Origin of the sequence: Anaerocolumna xylanovorans DSM 12503, assembly GCF_900143645.1 — a bacterium.
GTDB classification, from domain to species: domain Bacteria; phylum Bacillota; class Clostridia; order Lachnospirales; family Lachnospiraceae; genus Anaerocolumna; species Anaerocolumna xylanovorans.
This window is the reverse complement of the sequence record NZ_FRFD01000003.1, coordinates 961,370-977,673: the sequence shown is the minus strand read 5'-3', so window position 1 is coordinate 977,673 and position 16,304 is coordinate 961,370. Positions and strand designations below refer to the sequence as shown.

At 37.5% G+C, this 16,304-nt stretch carries 19 protein-coding genes; 4 read left to right on the top strand and 15 right to left on the bottom strand.

All coding sequences use genetic code 11. The features are described from left to right. Positions 1 to 132: 132 nt before the first annotated feature. From pepT to BUF11_RS04095, 4 genes are all read right to left on the bottom strand, one after another. Positions 133 to 1,371 (bottom strand): peptidase T, encoded by a 1,239-nt coding sequence (gene pepT / locus BUF11_RS04115; RefSeq protein WP_073587486.1) that lies wholly within the window; start codon positions 1,369 to 1,371, stop codon positions 133 to 135. Between the two features lie 151 nt (positions 1,372 to 1,522). Beyond that, entirely contained in the window at positions 1,523 to 1,936 is a 414-nt protein-coding gene (locus BUF11_RS04110) for an EamA family transporter (RefSeq protein WP_073587485.1), read from the bottom strand. Between the two features lie 209 nt (positions 1,937 to 2,145). Continuing rightward, a complete protein-coding gene (locus BUF11_RS23745) occupies positions 2,146 to 3,108 on the bottom strand; it encodes a GNAT family N-acetyltransferase (protein ID WP_084558435.1) in 963 nt (320 codons plus the stop codon). A gap of 120 nt (positions 3,109 to 3,228) precedes the next feature. Then, entirely contained in the window at positions 3,229 to 3,660 is a 432-nt protein-coding gene (locus BUF11_RS04095; RefSeq protein WP_073587484.1) for a hypothetical protein, read from the bottom strand. Between the two features lie 282 nt (positions 3,661 to 3,942). Between BUF11_RS04095 and BUF11_RS04090 the strand changes: the two genes are divergently transcribed. Both BUF11_RS04090 and BUF11_RS04085 read left to right on the top strand, forming a co-directional pair. Next, positions 3,943 to 4,296 (top strand): SdpI family protein, encoded by a 354-nt coding sequence (locus BUF11_RS04090; RefSeq protein WP_073587483.1) that lies wholly within the window; start codon positions 3,943 to 3,945, stop codon positions 4,294 to 4,296. 108 nt (positions 4,297 to 4,404) lie between these two features. Continuing rightward, on the top strand, positions 4,405 to 5,451 hold the full coding sequence (locus BUF11_RS04085) for a helix-turn-helix domain-containing protein (protein ID WP_073587482.1): 1,047 nt from the start codon (positions 4,405 to 4,407) through the stop codon (positions 5,449 to 5,451). Positions 5,452 to 5,556: 105 nt separating this feature from the next. On the opposite strand, the gene BUF11_RS04080 is transcribed toward BUF11_RS04085, so the two are convergent. The 10 genes from BUF11_RS04080 to BUF11_RS04035 form a co-directional block, all read right to left on the bottom strand. Then, entirely contained in the window at positions 5,557 to 6,201 is a 645-nt protein-coding gene (locus tag BUF11_RS04080; RefSeq protein WP_084558433.1) for a DUF998 domain-containing protein, read from the bottom strand. A gap of 35 nt (positions 6,202 to 6,236) precedes the next feature. Then, positions 6,237 to 6,584: a GIY-YIG nuclease family protein gene (locus BUF11_RS04075; RefSeq protein ID WP_073587481.1), complete on the bottom strand. Its 348-nt coding sequence runs from the start codon at positions 6,582 to 6,584 to the stop codon at positions 6,237 to 6,239. Between the two features lie 34 nt (positions 6,585 to 6,618). Further along, positions 6,619 to 7,224, bottom strand: a complete 606-nt coding sequence (locus tag BUF11_RS04070) for a helix-turn-helix domain-containing protein (RefSeq protein WP_073587480.1) — start codon at positions 7,222 to 7,224, stop codon at positions 6,619 to 6,621. Between the two features lie 176 nt (positions 7,225 to 7,400). Next, positions 7,401 to 8,321, bottom strand: a complete 921-nt coding sequence (locus BUF11_RS04065) for a hypothetical protein (RefSeq protein ID WP_073587479.1) — start codon at positions 8,319 to 8,321, stop codon at positions 7,401 to 7,403. A gap of 196 nt (positions 8,322 to 8,517) precedes the next feature. Then, complete coding sequence (locus BUF11_RS04060) at positions 8,518 to 9,189, bottom strand: hypothetical protein (RefSeq protein WP_073587478.1); 672 nt, start codon at positions 9,187 to 9,189, stop codon at positions 8,518 to 8,520. A 159-nt stretch (positions 9,190 to 9,348) separates the two neighbouring features. Next, positions 9,349 to 9,813, bottom strand: coding sequence for a GNAT family N-acetyltransferase (locus tag BUF11_RS04055; protein ID WP_073587477.1), 465 nt, complete (start codon positions 9,811 to 9,813; stop codon positions 9,349 to 9,351). A 156-nt stretch (positions 9,814 to 9,969) separates the two neighbouring features. Beyond that, positions 9,970 to 10,527, bottom strand: coding sequence for an elongation factor P (efp, locus tag BUF11_RS04050; protein ID WP_073587476.1), 558 nt, complete (start codon positions 10,525 to 10,527; stop codon positions 9,970 to 9,972). A 117-nt stretch (positions 10,528 to 10,644) separates the two neighbouring features. Further along, positions 10,645 to 11,079 carry a type II 3-dehydroquinate dehydratase gene (gene aroQ, locus BUF11_RS04045; RefSeq protein WP_073587475.1) on the bottom strand — a complete coding sequence of 145 codons (435 nt, stop codon included), beginning with the start codon at positions 11,077 to 11,079 and terminating at the stop codon, positions 10,645 to 10,647. A gap of 31 nt (positions 11,080 to 11,110) precedes the next feature. Then, positions 11,111 to 11,620 carry a shikimate kinase gene (locus BUF11_RS04040; protein WP_073587922.1) on the bottom strand — a complete coding sequence of 170 codons (510 nt, stop codon included), beginning with the start codon at positions 11,618 to 11,620 and terminating at the stop codon, positions 11,111 to 11,113. Positions 11,621 to 11,720: 100 nt separating this feature from the next. After that, complete coding sequence (locus BUF11_RS04035) at positions 11,721 to 12,236, bottom strand: YqeG family HAD IIIA-type phosphatase (RefSeq protein WP_073587474.1); 516 nt, start codon at positions 12,234 to 12,236, stop codon at positions 11,721 to 11,723. 192 nt (positions 12,237 to 12,428) lie between these two features. Here BUF11_RS04035 and BUF11_RS04030 point away from each other — a divergent pair, with 192 nt between their 5' ends. Together BUF11_RS04030 and BUF11_RS04025 are read left to right on the top strand one after the other, a co-directional pair. After that, the gene (locus tag BUF11_RS04030) at positions 12,429 to 13,310 is read left to right on the top strand and encodes an aldose 1-epimerase family protein (RefSeq protein ID WP_073587473.1); all 882 of its coding nucleotides are present in this window, start codon (positions 12,429 to 12,431) and stop codon (positions 13,308 to 13,310) included. Positions 13,311 to 13,347: 37 nt separating this feature from the next. Then, complete coding sequence (locus BUF11_RS04025) at positions 13,348 to 14,055, top strand: gamma-glutamyl-gamma-aminobutyrate hydrolase family protein (RefSeq protein WP_073587472.1); 708 nt, start codon at positions 13,348 to 13,350, stop codon at positions 14,053 to 14,055. Positions 14,056 to 14,159: 104 nt separating this feature from the next. Here the strand turns inward: BUF11_RS04025 and BUF11_RS04020 are convergent, their stop codons facing one another. Beyond that, positions 14,160 to 16,235 (bottom strand): YgiQ family radical SAM protein, encoded by a 2,076-nt coding sequence (locus tag BUF11_RS04020; protein ID WP_084558432.1) that lies wholly within the window; start codon positions 16,233 to 16,235, stop codon positions 14,160 to 14,162. Positions 16,236 to 16,304: the final 69 nt, after the last annotated feature.

Here is a 16,304-nt window from a genome sequence, read left to right as displayed (position 1 = left end):
ACTAAAAGTTAACTTTATAATTATACCCTTCCTTTCCTATCTCTTTCAGAACATTAAAAAAAAAGAAGTATTCGCCAAAAATTACTCTGTTCATCTTTGGAAAATACTTCTTATTTCGTTTGTTAATTGAATTTATTTAGAATTGTCTCCTTCTGCATATATTTCCACAATTTTTAATAATATCTCAACAATTTTCTCCATGGACTGTATCGGCACATACTCATACCTTCCATGAAAATTATTGCCGCCTGCGCAAAGATTTGGGCAGGGAAGACCCATATAGGAAAGTCTCGCTCCGTCCGTACCTCCGCGGATGGGAACAACAACCGGCGTTACACCTACCTGCTCCATAGCACGCTTTGCATTATCGATCAAGTGCATGTGAGGCTCGACTTTTTCTTTCATATTATAATAAGAGTCTTTTACTTCAACCTTAAAGGTCCCTGCTCCGTATTTTTCGTTTAAGTAATCTCCTATTTTTAAGAATCTTACTTTCTTTGCTTCAAACTGTGCCTTATCATGGTCACGGATAATATAGACTGCCCTGGCGGAATCCACAGTTCCTTCCAGTGCATTTAACATATAAAAGCCCTCATAATTCTCCGTATACATAGGATTTTCATTGACCGGAAGCATACTTTGAAATTCCATGGCAAGAAGAAGCGCGTTTACCATCTTATTCTTAGCACTTCCCGGATGGATACTAACTCCCTGTATCTGAACCTTTCCCGCTGCTGCGTTAAAGTTCTCATATTCAATCTCTCCCAATTCTCCGCCGTCAATGGTATAGGCAAAATCAGCACCAAAGCCTTCCACATCAAAGAAATCAACACCTCTTCCGACTTCTTCATCCGGTGTAAAGCCAATCTGGATAGTACCATGCTCTATTTCGGGATGTGTAAGCAATGTTTCCGCCATCGTCATGATTTCGGCAACACCTGCTTTGTCATCTGCTCCAAGAAGGGTTGTACCGTCTGTAACAATTAAATCCTTGCCTTTGGAAAGACTAAGAATCGGATAGGCATTAGCATCCATGCGGATGTTTTGCTCTTTATTTAATACAATTTCACCGCCATCATAATTCTTTATAATCCTTGGCTTAACATCCTTGCCACTTAAGGCATTTGAAGTATCCATATGAGCTACAAAGCCAACGGAGGGCAATTTTTTCTTTGAATTTGAAGGGATGGTAGCATATACATAGCAATGGTCAGAAAACCTTACATTTTCAGCTCCCATTTCCGTTAATTCCTTTACAAGTATTTCTGCCAGGTTTCTTTGCTTTTCTGTACTTGGTACATTTTCCATATCATCCTGGGATTGGGTGTCTACTTTCGCATATTCCAAAAATCTGTCTGTAACGTTTTTCATGCTTGGCTCCTATCTGCGTGCTCATTAGCACCCTTCAGGTGTGCTAATTCACGCGTACAAAATCGGTGTGAGTGAAAGTTTATCTTTCAACCGCATTGTTATTATTTCATTTATTTCGTTTTATATAACCCGAATGGACAGAAGAGCTCACTTATAATACCAGCACCAGCATACCGATTGTTATAAGTACACCGCCTGCAATTGTTTTCATATTTAATGGTTCTCCAAGGAATAGAAATGCCAGTACCATAGTAATTACTACACTGAATTTATCCACCGGCACTACCTTTGAAGCTTCTCCTATTTGAAGTGCCTTAAAATAGCATAACCAGGACAGCCCGGTTGCTATTCCCGATAAAATAAGAAATACCCAGCTTCTTTGTGTAATATCCGGGAGTTCCTTGTACTTTCCTGTTAAAAACACAATAAGCCATGCCATAATTAGGACTACAACGGTTCTTACAGCCGTGCCGACATTGGAATTCACATTCTTCATGCCGGTTTTAGCCAATATTGATGTCAGCGCAGCAAAAAAGGCTGATAAAAGTGCATATAATACCCACATTTTATTCTCTCCCTTCTTAGCATCTATTGTATACAATCGCACATAATTTCACAAGTACTTTTTACCAGATATGTAAATCCTTCTATGTTTTACAAAGAGCAGCTGGACTTTACCGGACAACAATAAATGGTACCAGCATTTCTTCCTTTGTATGAGTCTTCCTGTGGCAATATCATCAAAACTACTCCTTCACTCATTGTCAAAAATAATTATAATGCCATTTCAAATTCCAATTCATGAAGAATGGGAATTCCGTCAAAGCCGGTTAACGGTATCTGAGGTTTTATTCTTCTGGATTCATTGACTGCATTTCTATAAACGGCTGCCAGATCAAATCCTCTCTTTTGATAGAACCGCACCGCCTTTGTATTGTCATTGGTTGTAATAAGAAACAATCTATTGCAGCCCTTCTCTTTTGCGATATTTTTCACAGTTTCTATTAAAGCGGTTCCTACCCCTTTATTTTCGGTAAAACTATCAAGGGATACTATTTCACATTCTCTTCCGGATATGTGATAAGTAATCATTCCAATAATATTACCATTGTTTATAGCCAAAAATCCCGGAAGCTCTTCTGCTTTGTGTATGTTTCCTTTTGTAACAATAATATTGCTGCCCCAATTTTCACTTATGGCGTTCACAACAGTTTCTCTGGAATTCCCACAGATATCAATGATTTCACAGAAGTTTTTTTCGTATCTGCTTTTTTCAAGTTTATAGTAGGCCAGTACTTCGTCGTCATATGTGTGTTCAAATCCTATTTTCTCCAGCACATGCCTGCTTCTTACATTCCGGTGGACGGCATCTGCATAAATAGTTTCCAGTCCCAACTGATTAAAAGCATATTCTATTAAAAGTCTTTCAGCTTCTGTGCCAAATCCTCTGTTTTTTACGCTGTCACTGGTCAATATGATACTTAAAGTCCCGCATTTATTAATTTTATCAATACGCTTTAATTGTATCTCTCCAATAATATTGCCTTCATAGGATATTGCAAAAAATATTCTGGTGCTATCCATTGCTTTATTCTGGTAATATAAATCGACTATATTTTTAGAGTAAACGTAAGGCTGCTCTGTCATCATTGGATCCGAAACATATTGTTTATAAATTTCATGGCACTTTTCCAAGGTATAGGGAACCAGTGAAATATGCTCTCCCTGCAATATCATAATGTATTCTCCTTCATTCTAAAAGCAATCCCAATATTTAGGCTCTCCTGCCGATAACTCCAACATGGGGAGGAAACGGCTTCACCATGTTGGATAGCAATATAAAAATCCGGTTAAAAATCACTTACTTGTGCTTGTATAATCTACATTTCCCGTTTTACCATCTACTATAAATTCATAAGTATCCGTATCATTCAATTTGATATGCCCTGACCAGGTTCCGGCTTTCTTTACTATTCCATCCAGAAAGACCATCTCAATCTTACACTCTTTGGCATCAAGATGATGCGTCTTCTCATATTCTTTTAATCCTATTTCAACTGCATTTTCCACAGCAATCTCGTCCTTCTCCGGTCTGGCACTGCCTTTTAGCAGGATAGTATAGCCAGCCTTTTGAATGGTTTCTATTCCGCCTGCCACCTGTGAATCCTGTTCTTTCTCTCTGGTCACCTTCCCCTTGTCTGTGAAACTGCTATTATAAACACTGAATGTTATCAGCAAGAAAGAAGCCATAATCATCCCTATAGATAAAACAATCTTTGGTTTTTTCACATTTATCTCCTTTCAAGTGGTAAAAATAGTAATAATATTTTCCTTTATTTTACCATTCATCATATTGTTTTACAAGTTAAACAGATAATATCCATTTTAGCATTTGATATATAAAACAGATTGAGAACTGCTATAAAAAATCGGATTGTTTGTTAGTATTATACTATAATAAGCAGTATACAAATATTGCAATTTTTCTTTTCACTTCTATGGCAATAAATTGATATTGGGTATATAATTAAACTGTTATATATATTGTGTTGTCAAAGGAGGCCACTTAAGTTGGACAATATTATTATAAACGTTTGGCTGTTTATTTTCATACCAATTTTTATAGGTGTTGTTTGCATTTCCTTAGTTAATCCAAAAGGCGATAACCGTAACAGCGGAGCAGGTTACCGGACAAAGCGTTCCATGCAGTCCCCGGAAAATTGGAATATTGCTCACAAAACATTCGGCTGCTACTCTCTTGTAATATTGGTTCTGGAAATAGCGGCCCTCCTAATTGAACGCAAATTCCTGATTCCCCAAAAAATCATACAATCTGAACAGGCTTTCTATATAAATATTGCTTTGCTGTTTGTCAGTACCTCTATTGGTATAATTATTACGGAGTTCCGTCTTAGAAAAAAGTAACAGCGTAATGCCTCTTAAAGCCCTTATTTTCCTGACTGGCTTAACAGTCGATTGACCTTTTCAGGGTAATGGGTTATCTTAATGCTAACAAAAACTTGGAGGTTGGTTATGGAAAACAAAAAAACATTTGGAGAATATGTCTCTAAAAGAAGAAAAGAAATGGGCCTGACTCAAAAGGAATTTGCAGAGAAATTATATGTGACGGAGTCTGCTATATCAAAATGGGAAAGGGGAATCTCTTATCCGGATATCACATTAATTCATGATATCTGCGAGGCCCTCGGTATTAGTGAGCATGAATTACTGACTGCCAGTGATGATACCCAGAGCAGAAATTCTGAAAAACTGGCTAAAAAATATATAAGGCTGGTTAATACCTATAGAAATGTTCTGATCTTCCTTTACGGCATATCCCTTTTAACATGTTTTATCTGCAATATAGCAGTTCAGCACAAACTGTCCTGGTTCTTTATTGTTTTGGCATCAGAGCTGATTGCCGTCTCCCTGACGTTAGTTCCTTTAATCGTTCCTGACAAAAAAGCTTTGATAACATTAGGTTCCTTTACTCTGTCCCTTAGCCTGCTGTTGCTTATTTGTAATCTCTATACCGGTGGTGACTGGTTTATAATAGCCTTTGTTTCTTTTATCTTTGGAATGTCACTTGTATTTTTGCCGTTTGTTTTATATATGGTGTATCTTCCTTCTATACTCCTAGATAAGAAGGCCCTGCTATATTTTTCCGCTGAGTCTTTATTACTTATTCTTCTGCTTTTTTTGTGTAATCTCTACACAAATGGCAGTTGGTTTGTTAACATAGCTTTGCCAGTAGCCGGGGTTTCTTTGCTATTGCCATGGGGCTTTATGTTAATAATCCGCTACACCCATATAAATGCATTCTTTAAATGTGCAGGCTGTTTTGCACTTACAGCTGCTTTTCATTATACCATCCAAAATTTCCTGCATTTTATTTTAAAGGATGGTAACAGCACATCTGTATTTCAATTTGATTTTAGTACATGGAATGATATTACAATTAATGGTAATATCAATATGATAGTCTTTTTTGTATTACTCTTAGTTGCTGTCACTTTCTTTATTGCAGGTATCGTTAACTATATCAACATGTCTCGTCCGAATAGAGCAAATCAAGGATAATTAGTAATCAAAGGTATCTATATCATAATAATCCGTAAGATTTTCTTTTCACAGTAAAGACCGGTGTCTTAATATCAAGATACCGGTCTTTTTATTAATTGAATGTTAACTGTTCTTTTTCAAAACCAGTTCTGTATTGTATGTATAAATAAAGGATAAAAAACACACAAACAATTGCAAAGTAAAAATAACAAGCCTTTCAGAGAGTCCAAGAATGTTAAGTTTCATGGCCATCCCAATGGGGTTTGTAGCTCCAAAAACCATTATTAATACAGCTATCACAAGGCATATTCTTCCCAAGGTCTTAAGTTTCTCCTGATGCAGATAGCCGATTGCTATAAGGAAGAAAGAGAGAATCGTTGTAAAAACCACGATAACAGTTACCACAATATGCATCATGTTCTGAAAATTCATCACTGTCTTATCCCCGGTCAAAGGAAAAAGGCTATATCCTATAACGCTTGTCAATGCCATAATAAAGAACATGGAATATCCAATTCTGGTAACTCCATGATATTCTGCAAAAGCTTTGACAACCATACCCAAAGCAAATAGAAGAAAGCAAATTCCGTAAATTGCAGTAAATATCCTAAGTAGTCCGGCATTTGGAGCACCATCTGCTGTCAATGAGCTGATATCTGTGGTAATCGGATTATACTCCTTCCAAAGTACTTGCCCCAAAAATACATGGATAAAATAGAAAACAGCACTTGCCATTCCCAGAGGCATAAACCATCTTATGCATTTCATAAAACACCTCCATCATAATAACTACCAAATAATTCCTATATTTCCACGCTCTCCTGCTGTTGCTTTTCCATCCACATATCATACAGAACACAGATATCTTCTGCAAACTCTCTATCTGTCTGTGTTTCTCCTTTTTTAATTTCCTCCAGAATAGTAAAGGAAAAAGAATTTGCTCCATACTGATTCCATTCTGAATACATACCTGGTTCCGGGCAAGAATTTGTCGAGACAAAAAAATTCAATTTATTTATTTGCCCTGTTATATCTTTTGTTGATTTGATCCATGTACGACCGTTGCCATTACATTTAATACAATAAACTCCACCTATTACTATCCGGTTTTTATATTGTTCTTTTATCTCTTTTTTTGAAAAGTTCTCCATAAAATTTCTCCTTTATATTAATGAGAGCTAATTTCTACCTATATACCCATAGTCCATGCCTGTTGCAATAATAATACAGAATTGAACTGTGTTTTTGTTGAAGGCTGGCTCCGCTTATTTTTGGCAACCGTACCGATGCAGTTTGCTCAGGATAGAGCTTTACGAGCAAAATTCTGTCACTTGTGACGTATGCCACAAAAGAAATATAGTGTGTTTTGCTCATTTCATGATTAAACGTGATATAATACTCACCTTCTGTATCTTCTACTGCCACAGTATGCATCTCGTCGGCCGGTTTAGCAGCGAGGGGCGACAACTTGCGTCCACAACAGGAAACCTCTGCATCCCCTGTATTATTGATTACATTTCCGCAGTTTGGGCAAACATAGAATTTTATTCGCTTTAAGTTCCCCATCTGGACATTATTAGGTTTCAAATCACCAGCCAAAATTTTTTCGATATTTACTTCAAATATATTAGAAAGTCCGCCAAGTAAAGAAACATCAGGGCAGCCTAGTCCGCGTTCCCATTTTGAAATTGCTTTGTCGCTGATGTTCAGCTTATCAGCAATCTGTTTTTGAGTCATTCCTTTTTCTTTTCTCAGACGGCATAGTAGTGTTCCAACTTTGTTATAATCCAACTTTCTTTCCTCCATATTCCTATTAAATAATAACTTATAACATAAAAATTTGCAATAAACGCTCCGTAGAGTTCATTAGCTTAAATTATTCCCGCAGAACCCAAAAAATAGCGCAACTCATAGAAAAACTTAATTTTCATGCATTGCGCTCATTTTATATTCACAGTTATAAAAAGTTATGAATTAACAATTATTTTTAATACAGACAAGAGTATGTTCCTGCATTCTTCCTGTGAATGCAAATCTGATGCTGTCATATAGGCCTTTTGCCCTTCCATTACAGTATAATTTGATTTATATTGAATGATATACTCCAATTCGCCTTTTTTTAAATAAGTATAATATATAATTTGTTCCTCTGTGGTACTGTCTGTATCTTTTCGAAATATTCTTTGCTGATAATGATAAACATTAGCCATGTTGATACCACCCATTACAGACGCATTTTCTGAATTTAATAAGTCGACCAGTTCCTGATAAGTATTATTTTCATATACTGATTGAATCCCAGAAAAATCCCTTGATAGGAGTACATTTACTTCAACATTACTGTACAAAGTTACGGATAATAACGCCAACTCAACATCAGAATCCTTTTGAAAAGTAGTACATCCTAAGGAAGTATACCTATTTTCTGGCATATTATTTAAATTTAAGGGTAAATCAATCCCATTATTTCCGATGTAATTCAGATATAGCTGGTACCTCTCATAATCATCTTCAGCTACCCTTGAAAAACTTACTTTATCCTTGTCAAATTCAGGGTAGCAATCTTTAATTCCCAAAGATAAATCAGATGAATATTCCTGATATAAATTGTCTACTATTTTATCTGTGTCTGCATCTACATTACATATCTGTTCAAAAATAACCGTATCATCCTGCGTTATAATCCTGGGTATCTGCATCGGGATATATTCTGTGACATATTCGTATGGATTGCAATTGTTTTTACCTGTTTCTTCTTCTGATTGAATGTGTCCTGTTACTTCATAAGTAGCACCGTCACCTTTTGATAACGGGTTTTCTTTTGAGTTACAGCCAATTGATAAATTCGCAATCAGGAGAATAAAAAAAGTTAAGAATAATTTTTTCATAATTTATTTACCCCCAAATATGCATTTATATATTAGACGATGAGCATCCTGTATTAGTTCAATACTGCCGGCAAATGTAATTAATGCAGCTAACAATTACATATTAATTGTTTGTTTCAGGTAAAGGTTTAATTATATCTTTTTGTAACCATAATGGTAGAATAATGATGACGTGAAAACAAAAACTTTATACCATTCAAAGGTCTATTAGCCTTTTTAATTTCTTTATCCCAACATTATGAGATACCACATTTTTCTTTCCATTTATATCAATAGTAGTAATTATTTGTTTGCCAGTTAAACAATTTGTATCAATCGTTTCTGATTCACCCGTATTAATATTATATGTTTCATCCGTTTCACCTATTAAATACCATCCCTTATTCTGAAATCTAAATCTATGCGTATACCCCCATCTCCATGAACTTCCCCCGTATAAAGATACAACAATGGAACCTCTACTATACTCCATTCCAGCAAAAGGATCTCCGAAAACCCCTCCCTCTCCGGCTCTCATGATTAGCGATGCTGACTGAACTGATAATTTATATGTACCATCTTTTTTCTTAAAAACAATAAAAAGTATTCTTGGTGGACCTGACATCTCTTCTTCATCACTAGCATTGTACTCGCCTGTATATTCTATTACAGCTGCAATATCTTTTAATTTATCTTTATTTAAATCCCTTTGTACTTTGCTTATTAATTTCCAATCTTTTGGAATGAAATCACTTAAACTTTTTCCAGAAGATTTTATTAAAGTATCTTCTGGTTTGTTTGTATTATTTGCAGCTAATACATCATTACTATTAAAGCAAAAGACAAGCAATATCAAAAACATTATTTTTATAAACCTTTTATTATGCATATCAGCCTCTCCTAAAAATAGCTCTCTTGACTTTCTCACCAATATTTTCTTACTTACAGACCGCTGCGTGTTAGCTTTGGGTTCGCTGCCTGTCTGCTACTTTCGTTACTCTATATTATCTTTTATTGTTTACAGTTGAAAAAGACAGCAATATTTATGTTACTCTCTTGATTTCATCATCAGACATTCCGTTATATCCTTTCTATATAAATCAGGTATATCACCTATCACAGAATATCCTATTCTTTCATACAATCTTTTAGCATCAGGATTAAAATCAGCTACTACTAAAAATAGTTTCGAATAATTTTCAAAATAAACATCCTCAATAAACTTTAATAGTATTTTTCCTATTCCCTGACCACGATCTTCGCTTTTCACGGCAATAATATGTATATAAGGAAATGCATGAAAAATCCCATTTAATATAACCCACACAAATCCCTTACAGTTGTTATCTTTGTCTATTGCAATATATATTTCTCCTTTACCAAATCCTTCTTCTAATGATTTTCGAACACTTCCCTTTTCTGAAAAATATCTTTTTCCCAGCTCTGAATTTACTAATGCAACCTCACATTCATTTATATAACTTATACTCCCCTTTACAACTGTTATATCCATAATACAACATCCCCTAATCTTAAGTTTAATTTTATTATACAATTTCTTGCTATTTAATGCTATCTCTAATTATTTATAACGCAATATAAAAATAGCGTAATCCATCAAAAACCCTAGTTTTTAATGGATTACGCTATTCTATGTCTTGATACTCGATTATACTCTCTTTAAATATTCTCCGGTTCTTGTATCAATACTTATCTTGTCACCCTGCTCAACAAATAAGGGAACATAAACAGTTGCACCGGTTTCAACTACAGCAGGCTTAGTAGCACCCTGTGCAGTGTCACCCTTAAAGCCGGGTTCTGTACTTGTAATGACAAGTTCAACAAATAACGCGGGTTCAATAGCAAATACCTGTCCATTATGGGAAAGCATTTTAACCATATCGTTTTCTTTCACGAACTTTAAGGAATCGCCTACTGCATCTTCGTTCAATGCGAACTGATCGTATGTGTTGACATCCATGAAGTTAAAAAGATCGCCGTCTTTATATAAGTACTGCATGTCTGCACGTTCGATGTGAGCCTGTGGACACTTTTCAGTAGGTCTGAAAGTTCTTTCTACTACACCACCGTTCTTAATATTTCTAAGCTTTGTACGAACAAAAGCTGCACCTTTTCCGGGCTTTACATGCTGAAATTCAATTACCTGGTAAACATTATTATCTAATTCAATTGTTAAGCCATTTCTAAAATCGCCTGCTGATACCATAAATAATATTTTCCTCCTTAAATTAACTACACTATAGTTTATCTTATCTGATAGATTTTTTCAACTATTTTTTGTGAAAGCGTAAAAAAACATACAATTAGAACGATTCTCCTAAGTCTATTGTACCATGGATAATAAAGCATCCATAGCAAGCAGATAGCCCTTTAGGCCAAGCCCCACAATCTGCCCGGTACATACTGGCGCGGTTACCGAGGTGTGCCTGAATTCTTCCCGCTTATGTACATTGGATATATGTACCTCAATAACAGGTATGGTCAATGAAGCCAGCGCATCCCGGATAGCATAGCTGTAGTGCGTAAAGGCTCCAGGATTAATTATAATCCCCTGAGTCCCGTCAAAATATGCTTCCTGAATGCGGTCTATGATATTTCCCTCGGAATTACTCTGGAATATATCAACGGTTATATCTTCTTTCATTGCTTTTTCCTGAATAAGGGATTTTAAGTATCCGTAATCTTCTGCTCCGTATACGGATTTTTCACGGATGCCCAAAAAGTTTAGATTAGGTCCGTTAATAACCAACAGTTTCATAATAATCTGTTCCTCCACCTGAATTCTAACTTTACTGACTTATTTTCTCCAGAATATTGTTTACGACATCCTGCGGATGTTTACTTCCCGTTACAATCTTAATATCGGCAGCCGCTTCATAAAAAGGAAGCCTTTTGTCATAAAGAAGTTCCATCTTTAAAGAGCCATCTTTTCCGGAAAGCAAAGGCCTTGTGGTATCATTTTTAAGCCTTGCTGCCAAAACTTCCCTGGACACTTCCAGATAAATAACTGTTCCCAGCTTCTTTAAAGCTTCCGCATTACCAGGCCTTACAGGAAGTCCCCCTCCTACGGATATGACTGTATGATTAAGCTTTCCTGTAAGTTCCTTTATCGTTTCTGTTTCCAGTCTTCTGAAAAACTCTTCACCTTCTTCTTCGAATATCCTGCCCACCGTTTGTCCAAGTTTCTGCTCAATATACTTGTCCGTGTCCAAAAAACTATAACTCAACCTCTTTGCAAGCTGCTGTCCTACCGTTGTCTTTCCGCAGCCCATGAATCCAATTAAAATCAAATTGTCCATACCAATCCCCATACCTACCGCAAACCTGCCAGCAGATTGCAAGCAATCTGCAATACTGCTCACATAGAAATTAAAAAGTGCATCGCATTTTTTAACCGGCTCATTTCCGGATTTTCCCCTTTGTATTAAAATGCGTATAGAAAAACAATACAATCTTCTCGAGATAACGTTTTAAGATTATTTGGATTTCCGTATCCTTTCCTATGGGTTTTACAAAGATACTCTTAAGCCCCGCCCTTCTTGCACCGTAAATATCGGTAAACAGCTGATCACCAATAAAGACAGTCGTTGGGGGAGTAGTCCCGAGCGTCTTCATACCCTTTATATAACCGGCTTTTGAGGGCTTCCCTGCTTTATATACATAGCTTTGATGCAGGTCTTTATTAAACCTTTTTACCCGTTCTTCGCTGTTGTTGGATATAAAACAGATTTTAAAGCCTAATTCATTCAAGTTCCTGATTAGCTTCTTTGCTCTCTCATCGGCATCCTTCCCATGTTCAACAAGGGTATTATCAATATCAAAAAGAATTCCTCTGTAACCTCTATTATAAAGAGCCTTATAATTAACCGAGTATGCAGAATCTGCTGATTCATCCGGATAAAAAATATGAATCATGTTGTCCTCTCTTTCCGATAAAGCATCCAGATATTACCTGCGTGCTTTTCTCCTTATTATATCAGATTGGAATAGTAATTGGCAAGCGTGGCTTTGCCGTAATGTCTACCATACAAAGTATGGTAATTATAAGATTTCCGTGATAAAATGTAAAAATACCAGTACATACTATAATATTAACAGGAGGTCTATATGTCATCCCATATTTTAAAAAATGAAGAATTAACCCTTAGCTTCTCCGATGCCGGTGCTGAGCTAAGAGCCATAACTGATACGAAATCTGGAAAAGATTATCTTTGGAGCGGAGATCCTGCCTATTGGAACCGTACCTCTCCTATTCTTTTTCCCATTGTAGGGAGCCTTAAGAATAAATCTTATACCTATAATAATAAGACCTATTCCCTTTCCCAGCATGGTTTTGCCAGAGATATGGAATTTAAAGTAACCGAAAAAAAGGAAGACTCCATAACTTTCCTGCTGGAAGCTACCGAAGAGACTTTGAAAGTTTATCCCTTTTTCTTTCAGTTACTTATACACTATACATTAAATGCAAGAACTATAACCGTGGCCTGGGAAGTTAAAAACACAGGAAAAGATACCATGTATTTTTCTATCGGTGCTCACCCGGCCTTTTTATGCCCGTTATCAAAAGAAGACAAACAAAGCGATTATTATTTTGCCTTTGATTCCAAAGCTCCTATTACTCTCACCAAAATCAGTGAAAATGGCTTGGCACTAAAGAATGCACCTGTAATACTGCCTACCGATGACGGCTTGCTTCCTATTACCCCTCATCTCTTTGATGAGGATGCACTTGTAATTGAAAACAATCAATACCATGCAGTTTCTTTTCTGACACCTGATAAAAAGCCATATGTAACAGTAGCCTTTGACGCTCCTTTATTTGGCCTTTGGTCTCCTGCTAAAAAGAATGCCCCCTTTATCTGTGTAGAACCCTGGTACGGAAGATGCGACAGCGAGGATTTTACAGGTACTCTTGAGAACAGAGAATGGGGTAATACACTGGAGGCTGGCAAAATCTTTCAGACGTCATATACTATAACGATTGGATAATTTATTCCCAACCCAGAAAAGAGGTCTTTCGATTGCTATGAAAATACCTGTAATCGGTGTAACTCCACATTTTGAAACAGACAATAATAAAATATGCATTGCCTCCATGTACATGGAAGCAATTCTTGATGCAGGCGGTGTTCCCCTCTTACTCCCCTTAAAAGCCGGAAAGGAAGCTCTTGCCGCGGCAGCTAAGGTTTGTGATGGTTTTCTTTTTACAGGCGGTCCTGATATTGATCCCTTCCGTTTTGGTGAAGAAACAATACCCGAGTGTGAGGTCGTCAATCCCGAACGGGATGAGATGGAGGAAATCCTGTTTGAACTGGCTCTTTCAGAGAAAAAACCGGTTCTTGGCATTTGCAGAGGCATTCAGGTATTAAATGTGTTTCTTGGCGGAACTTTGTATCAGGATATTCCTGCCCAGTTTCATGGCAGTCTAAGCCTTTGCCATTCCCAAAAATCCGGCCGCACTGTCCTATCCCACAGTGTGGAGGTTGATAAGGATAGTCTTCTCTATGAAATACTTAAAAAGGATACCCTGATGGTTAACAGCTTCCATCACCAGGGAATTAAGGATCTTGCCCCATTGCTGAAAACAGCAGCAACGTCAAAAGATGGATTAATTGAAGCGGTCTATTTAAAAGAGCATCCTTTTTTTCTTGCAGTCCAATGGCACCCGGAGCATCTTTTCCGTGTAAATGAAGGAGCAAAAAAACTATTTGACGCTTTTATAAAAGCATGCTGATATCCAAATAAAAACATGATACAATCCGATAGCTAAAGGGTGTCCCGGTCATAATATACTTTCCGGGACACCCTTTATTTTTATAATATCAGAGATGGCACTTCTTATCTCTTTATTCCTTTCTTACTCTTATCCTTTGATGCCTGTTTTGTATTGCTGCTTCTTACTGCAGAGCTTGTGTATTGGGATTTACCCTTATCGAAGGATTGGCTTGTTTTATGGTCTTTGCTGCCAGAAACAGCCCTTTTTTTGTCCGTATATTCTTTTTTTGAAGTTACGGCCCGTCTGTCTGTCTTTTTACCTCCCGCCTGTCCATTAGAGCCCTTATGGTCAGACCTTGAGAAAGTCTTGGCTGTCTCTTTCTCACCGGACGCCTGGTTTCTGCCCCGCGGCCTTATCAGGCATTTCTTATCGAATCCGATTAAGTCCCTTCGTCCTGCCTGTGTAAGAGCCTCCACTACCAAATCGTAATTCTTGGGATTCCGGTATTGAATCAGTGCCCTCTGCATTGCCTTTTCATGGGGAGTTTTGGGAACATAGACCGGCTTTAGGGTTCTTGGATCCAGCCCTGTATAATACATACAGGTGGATATGGTGGAAGGAGTAGGATAGAAATCCTGCACCTGCTCCGGCATGTAACCCAGGTCCCTTAAGTATTCCGCTAATGCAATAGCCTCCTTTAAAGTAGAGCCTGGATGGGAGGACATTAGATATGGCACTACGAACTGCTTCTTCCCCAATTCCTCATTGGTCTTTTTATATTTTCGAATAAAATCTTCATAAACAGCATTCTTAGGCTTACCCATTAATTCCAATACACTGTCACTGATATGTTCCGGAGCCACCTTTAACTGTCCGCTGACATGATGTTCACAAAGCTCCTGCATAAAGTCAGAATCCTTATCCTGCACCAGATAATCAAAGCGGATACCCGAACGAACGAATACCTTTTTCACTCCAGGAAGACTTCTAAGCTTACGAAGAAGATTTAGATAATCCTTGTGATCTACCTTTAAATTCTTGCAGGGAGTCGGAAAGAGGCACTGTTTATTGACACAGGCTCCCTTTGTCTTTTGCTTCTCGCAGGCCATATGCCTAAAGTTCGCTGTAGGCCCTCCCACATCATTAATATATCCTTTAAAATCCTTGTCCCATATCAGATGATTTGCTTCAGCCAGAATAGATTCATGGCTTCTGGTCTGCACAATTCTCCCCTGATGGAAGGTTAAGGCGCAGAAGCTGCAGCCTCCAAAACATCCTCTGTTACTGACGAGGCTGAATTTTAGCTCTTCGATAGCCGGTATTCCGCCCAAAGGAATATAGGAAGGATGATACTCTCTCATATAGGGCAGAGAATATATCCTGTCCATTTCTGCCTGTGTGAGAGGCTTTGCCGGCGGGTTCTGGACAACATACTCGTTCTCCTTGTACTTTTCCACCAGCCTTTTTCCGGAATAAGGGTCTGTGTTGTTATATTGGATATTAAAGCTTTTTGCAAATTCTACTTTACTTTTTACAATTTCCTCAAATGAAGGCAGCGTAACCGCATCATAAACAGATTCCAGGCTTTTGGTCTTATAGGCGGTTCCATCAATAAAGGTGATATCGGAAATATGAATGCCGCTGTCCAGGGCATCTGCTATTTCAACAATGGAGTGTTCCCCCATTCCGTAAGACAGAATATCTGCCTGGGAGTCAAGGAGTATGGAACGCTTAACAGTATCATTCCAATAATCGTAATGAGCCAGTCTTCTAAGGCTGGCTTCAATCCCGCCGATTATAACAGGCGCATGCTTATAGGCTTTACGTATCAGGTTGCAATAACAAATGGTTGCCCTGTCCGGCCGCTTGCCCATGACCCCGCCGGGGGAATAATAATCCATACTTCTTCTCTTCTTGGCAACGGTATAGTGGTTTACCATTGTATCCATATTGCCGCCGTTGACTAAAAAGCCAAGCCTTGGCGTTCCAAGAATCTGTATGCTGTTTACATCCTTCCAGTCAGGCTGGGATATAATTCCCACCTTATATCCGTGACTTTCCAGTACTCTGCTGATAATTGCCGGACCAAAAGAATGGTGATCTACATAGGCATCTCCTATGACGAATACGAAATCACACTGCTCCCAGCCTCTTTTATCCATATCTTCTTTGCTAATCGGTAAAAAATCTTTTATCATCTATTCCTCGCTTATTTCGGGTTAATCAATTTATCATTTAATGACATTTATATGATGCTTACTAAGTAT

Bases quoted from the DNA above. Each gene is read 5' to 3' on its own strand.
- BUF11_RS04085 (WP_073587482.1), top strand. From the start codon at position 4,405: ATGGAAAACAAAAAAACATTTGGAGAATATGTCTCTAAAAGAAGAAAA.
- efp (WP_073587476.1), bottom strand. From the start codon at position 10,527: ATGGTATCAGCAGGCGATTTTAGAAATGGCTTAACAATTGAATTAGAT.
- BUF11_RS04040 (WP_073587922.1), bottom strand. From the start codon at position 11,620: ATGGACAATTTGATTTTAATTGGATTCATGGGCTGCGGAAAGACAACG.
- BUF11_RS04030 (WP_073587473.1), top strand. From the start codon at position 12,429: ATGTCATCCCATATTTTAAAAAATGAAGAATTAACCCTTAGCTTCTCC.
- aroQ (WP_073587475.1), bottom strand. From the start codon at position 11,079: ATGAAACTGTTGGTTATTAACGGACCTAATCTAAACTTTTTGGGCATC.
- BUF11_RS23745 (WP_084558435.1), bottom strand. From the start codon at position 3,108: ATGATATTGCAGGGAGAGCATATTTCACTGGTTCCCTATACCTTGGAA.
- BUF11_RS04055 (WP_073587477.1), bottom strand. From the start codon at position 9,813: ATGGATATAACAGTTGTAAAGGGGAGTATAAGTTATATAAATGAATGT.
- BUF11_RS04075 (WP_073587481.1), bottom strand. From the start codon at position 6,584: ATGGAGAACTTTTCAAAAAAAGAGATAAAAGAACAATATAAAAACCGG.
- BUF11_RS04025 (WP_073587472.1), top strand. From the start codon at position 13,348: ATGAAAATACCTGTAATCGGTGTAACTCCACATTTTGAAACAGACAAT.
- pepT (WP_073587486.1), bottom strand. From the start codon at position 1,371: ATGAAAAACGTTACAGACAGATTTTTGGAATATGCGAAAGTAGACACC.
- BUF11_RS04020 (WP_084558432.1), bottom strand. From the start codon at position 16,235: ATGATAAAAGATTTTTTACCGATTAGCAAAGAAGATATGGATAAAAGA.
- BUF11_RS04035 (WP_073587474.1), bottom strand. From the start codon at position 12,236: ATGATTCATATTTTTTATCCGGATGAATCAGCAGATTCTGCATACTCG.
- BUF11_RS04065 (WP_073587479.1), bottom strand. From the start codon at position 8,321: ATGAAAAAATTATTCTTAACTTTTTTTATTCTCCTGATTGCGAATTTA.
- BUF11_RS04060 (WP_073587478.1), bottom strand. From the start codon at position 9,189: ATGCATAATAAAAGGTTTATAAAAATAATGTTTTTGATATTGCTTGTC.
- BUF11_RS04110 (WP_073587485.1), bottom strand. From the start codon at position 1,936: ATGTGGGTATTATATGCACTTTTATCAGCCTTTTTTGCTGCGCTGACA.
- BUF11_RS04080 (WP_084558433.1), bottom strand. From the start codon at position 6,201: ATGAAATGCATAAGATGGTTTATGCCTCTGGGAATGGCAAGTGCTGTT.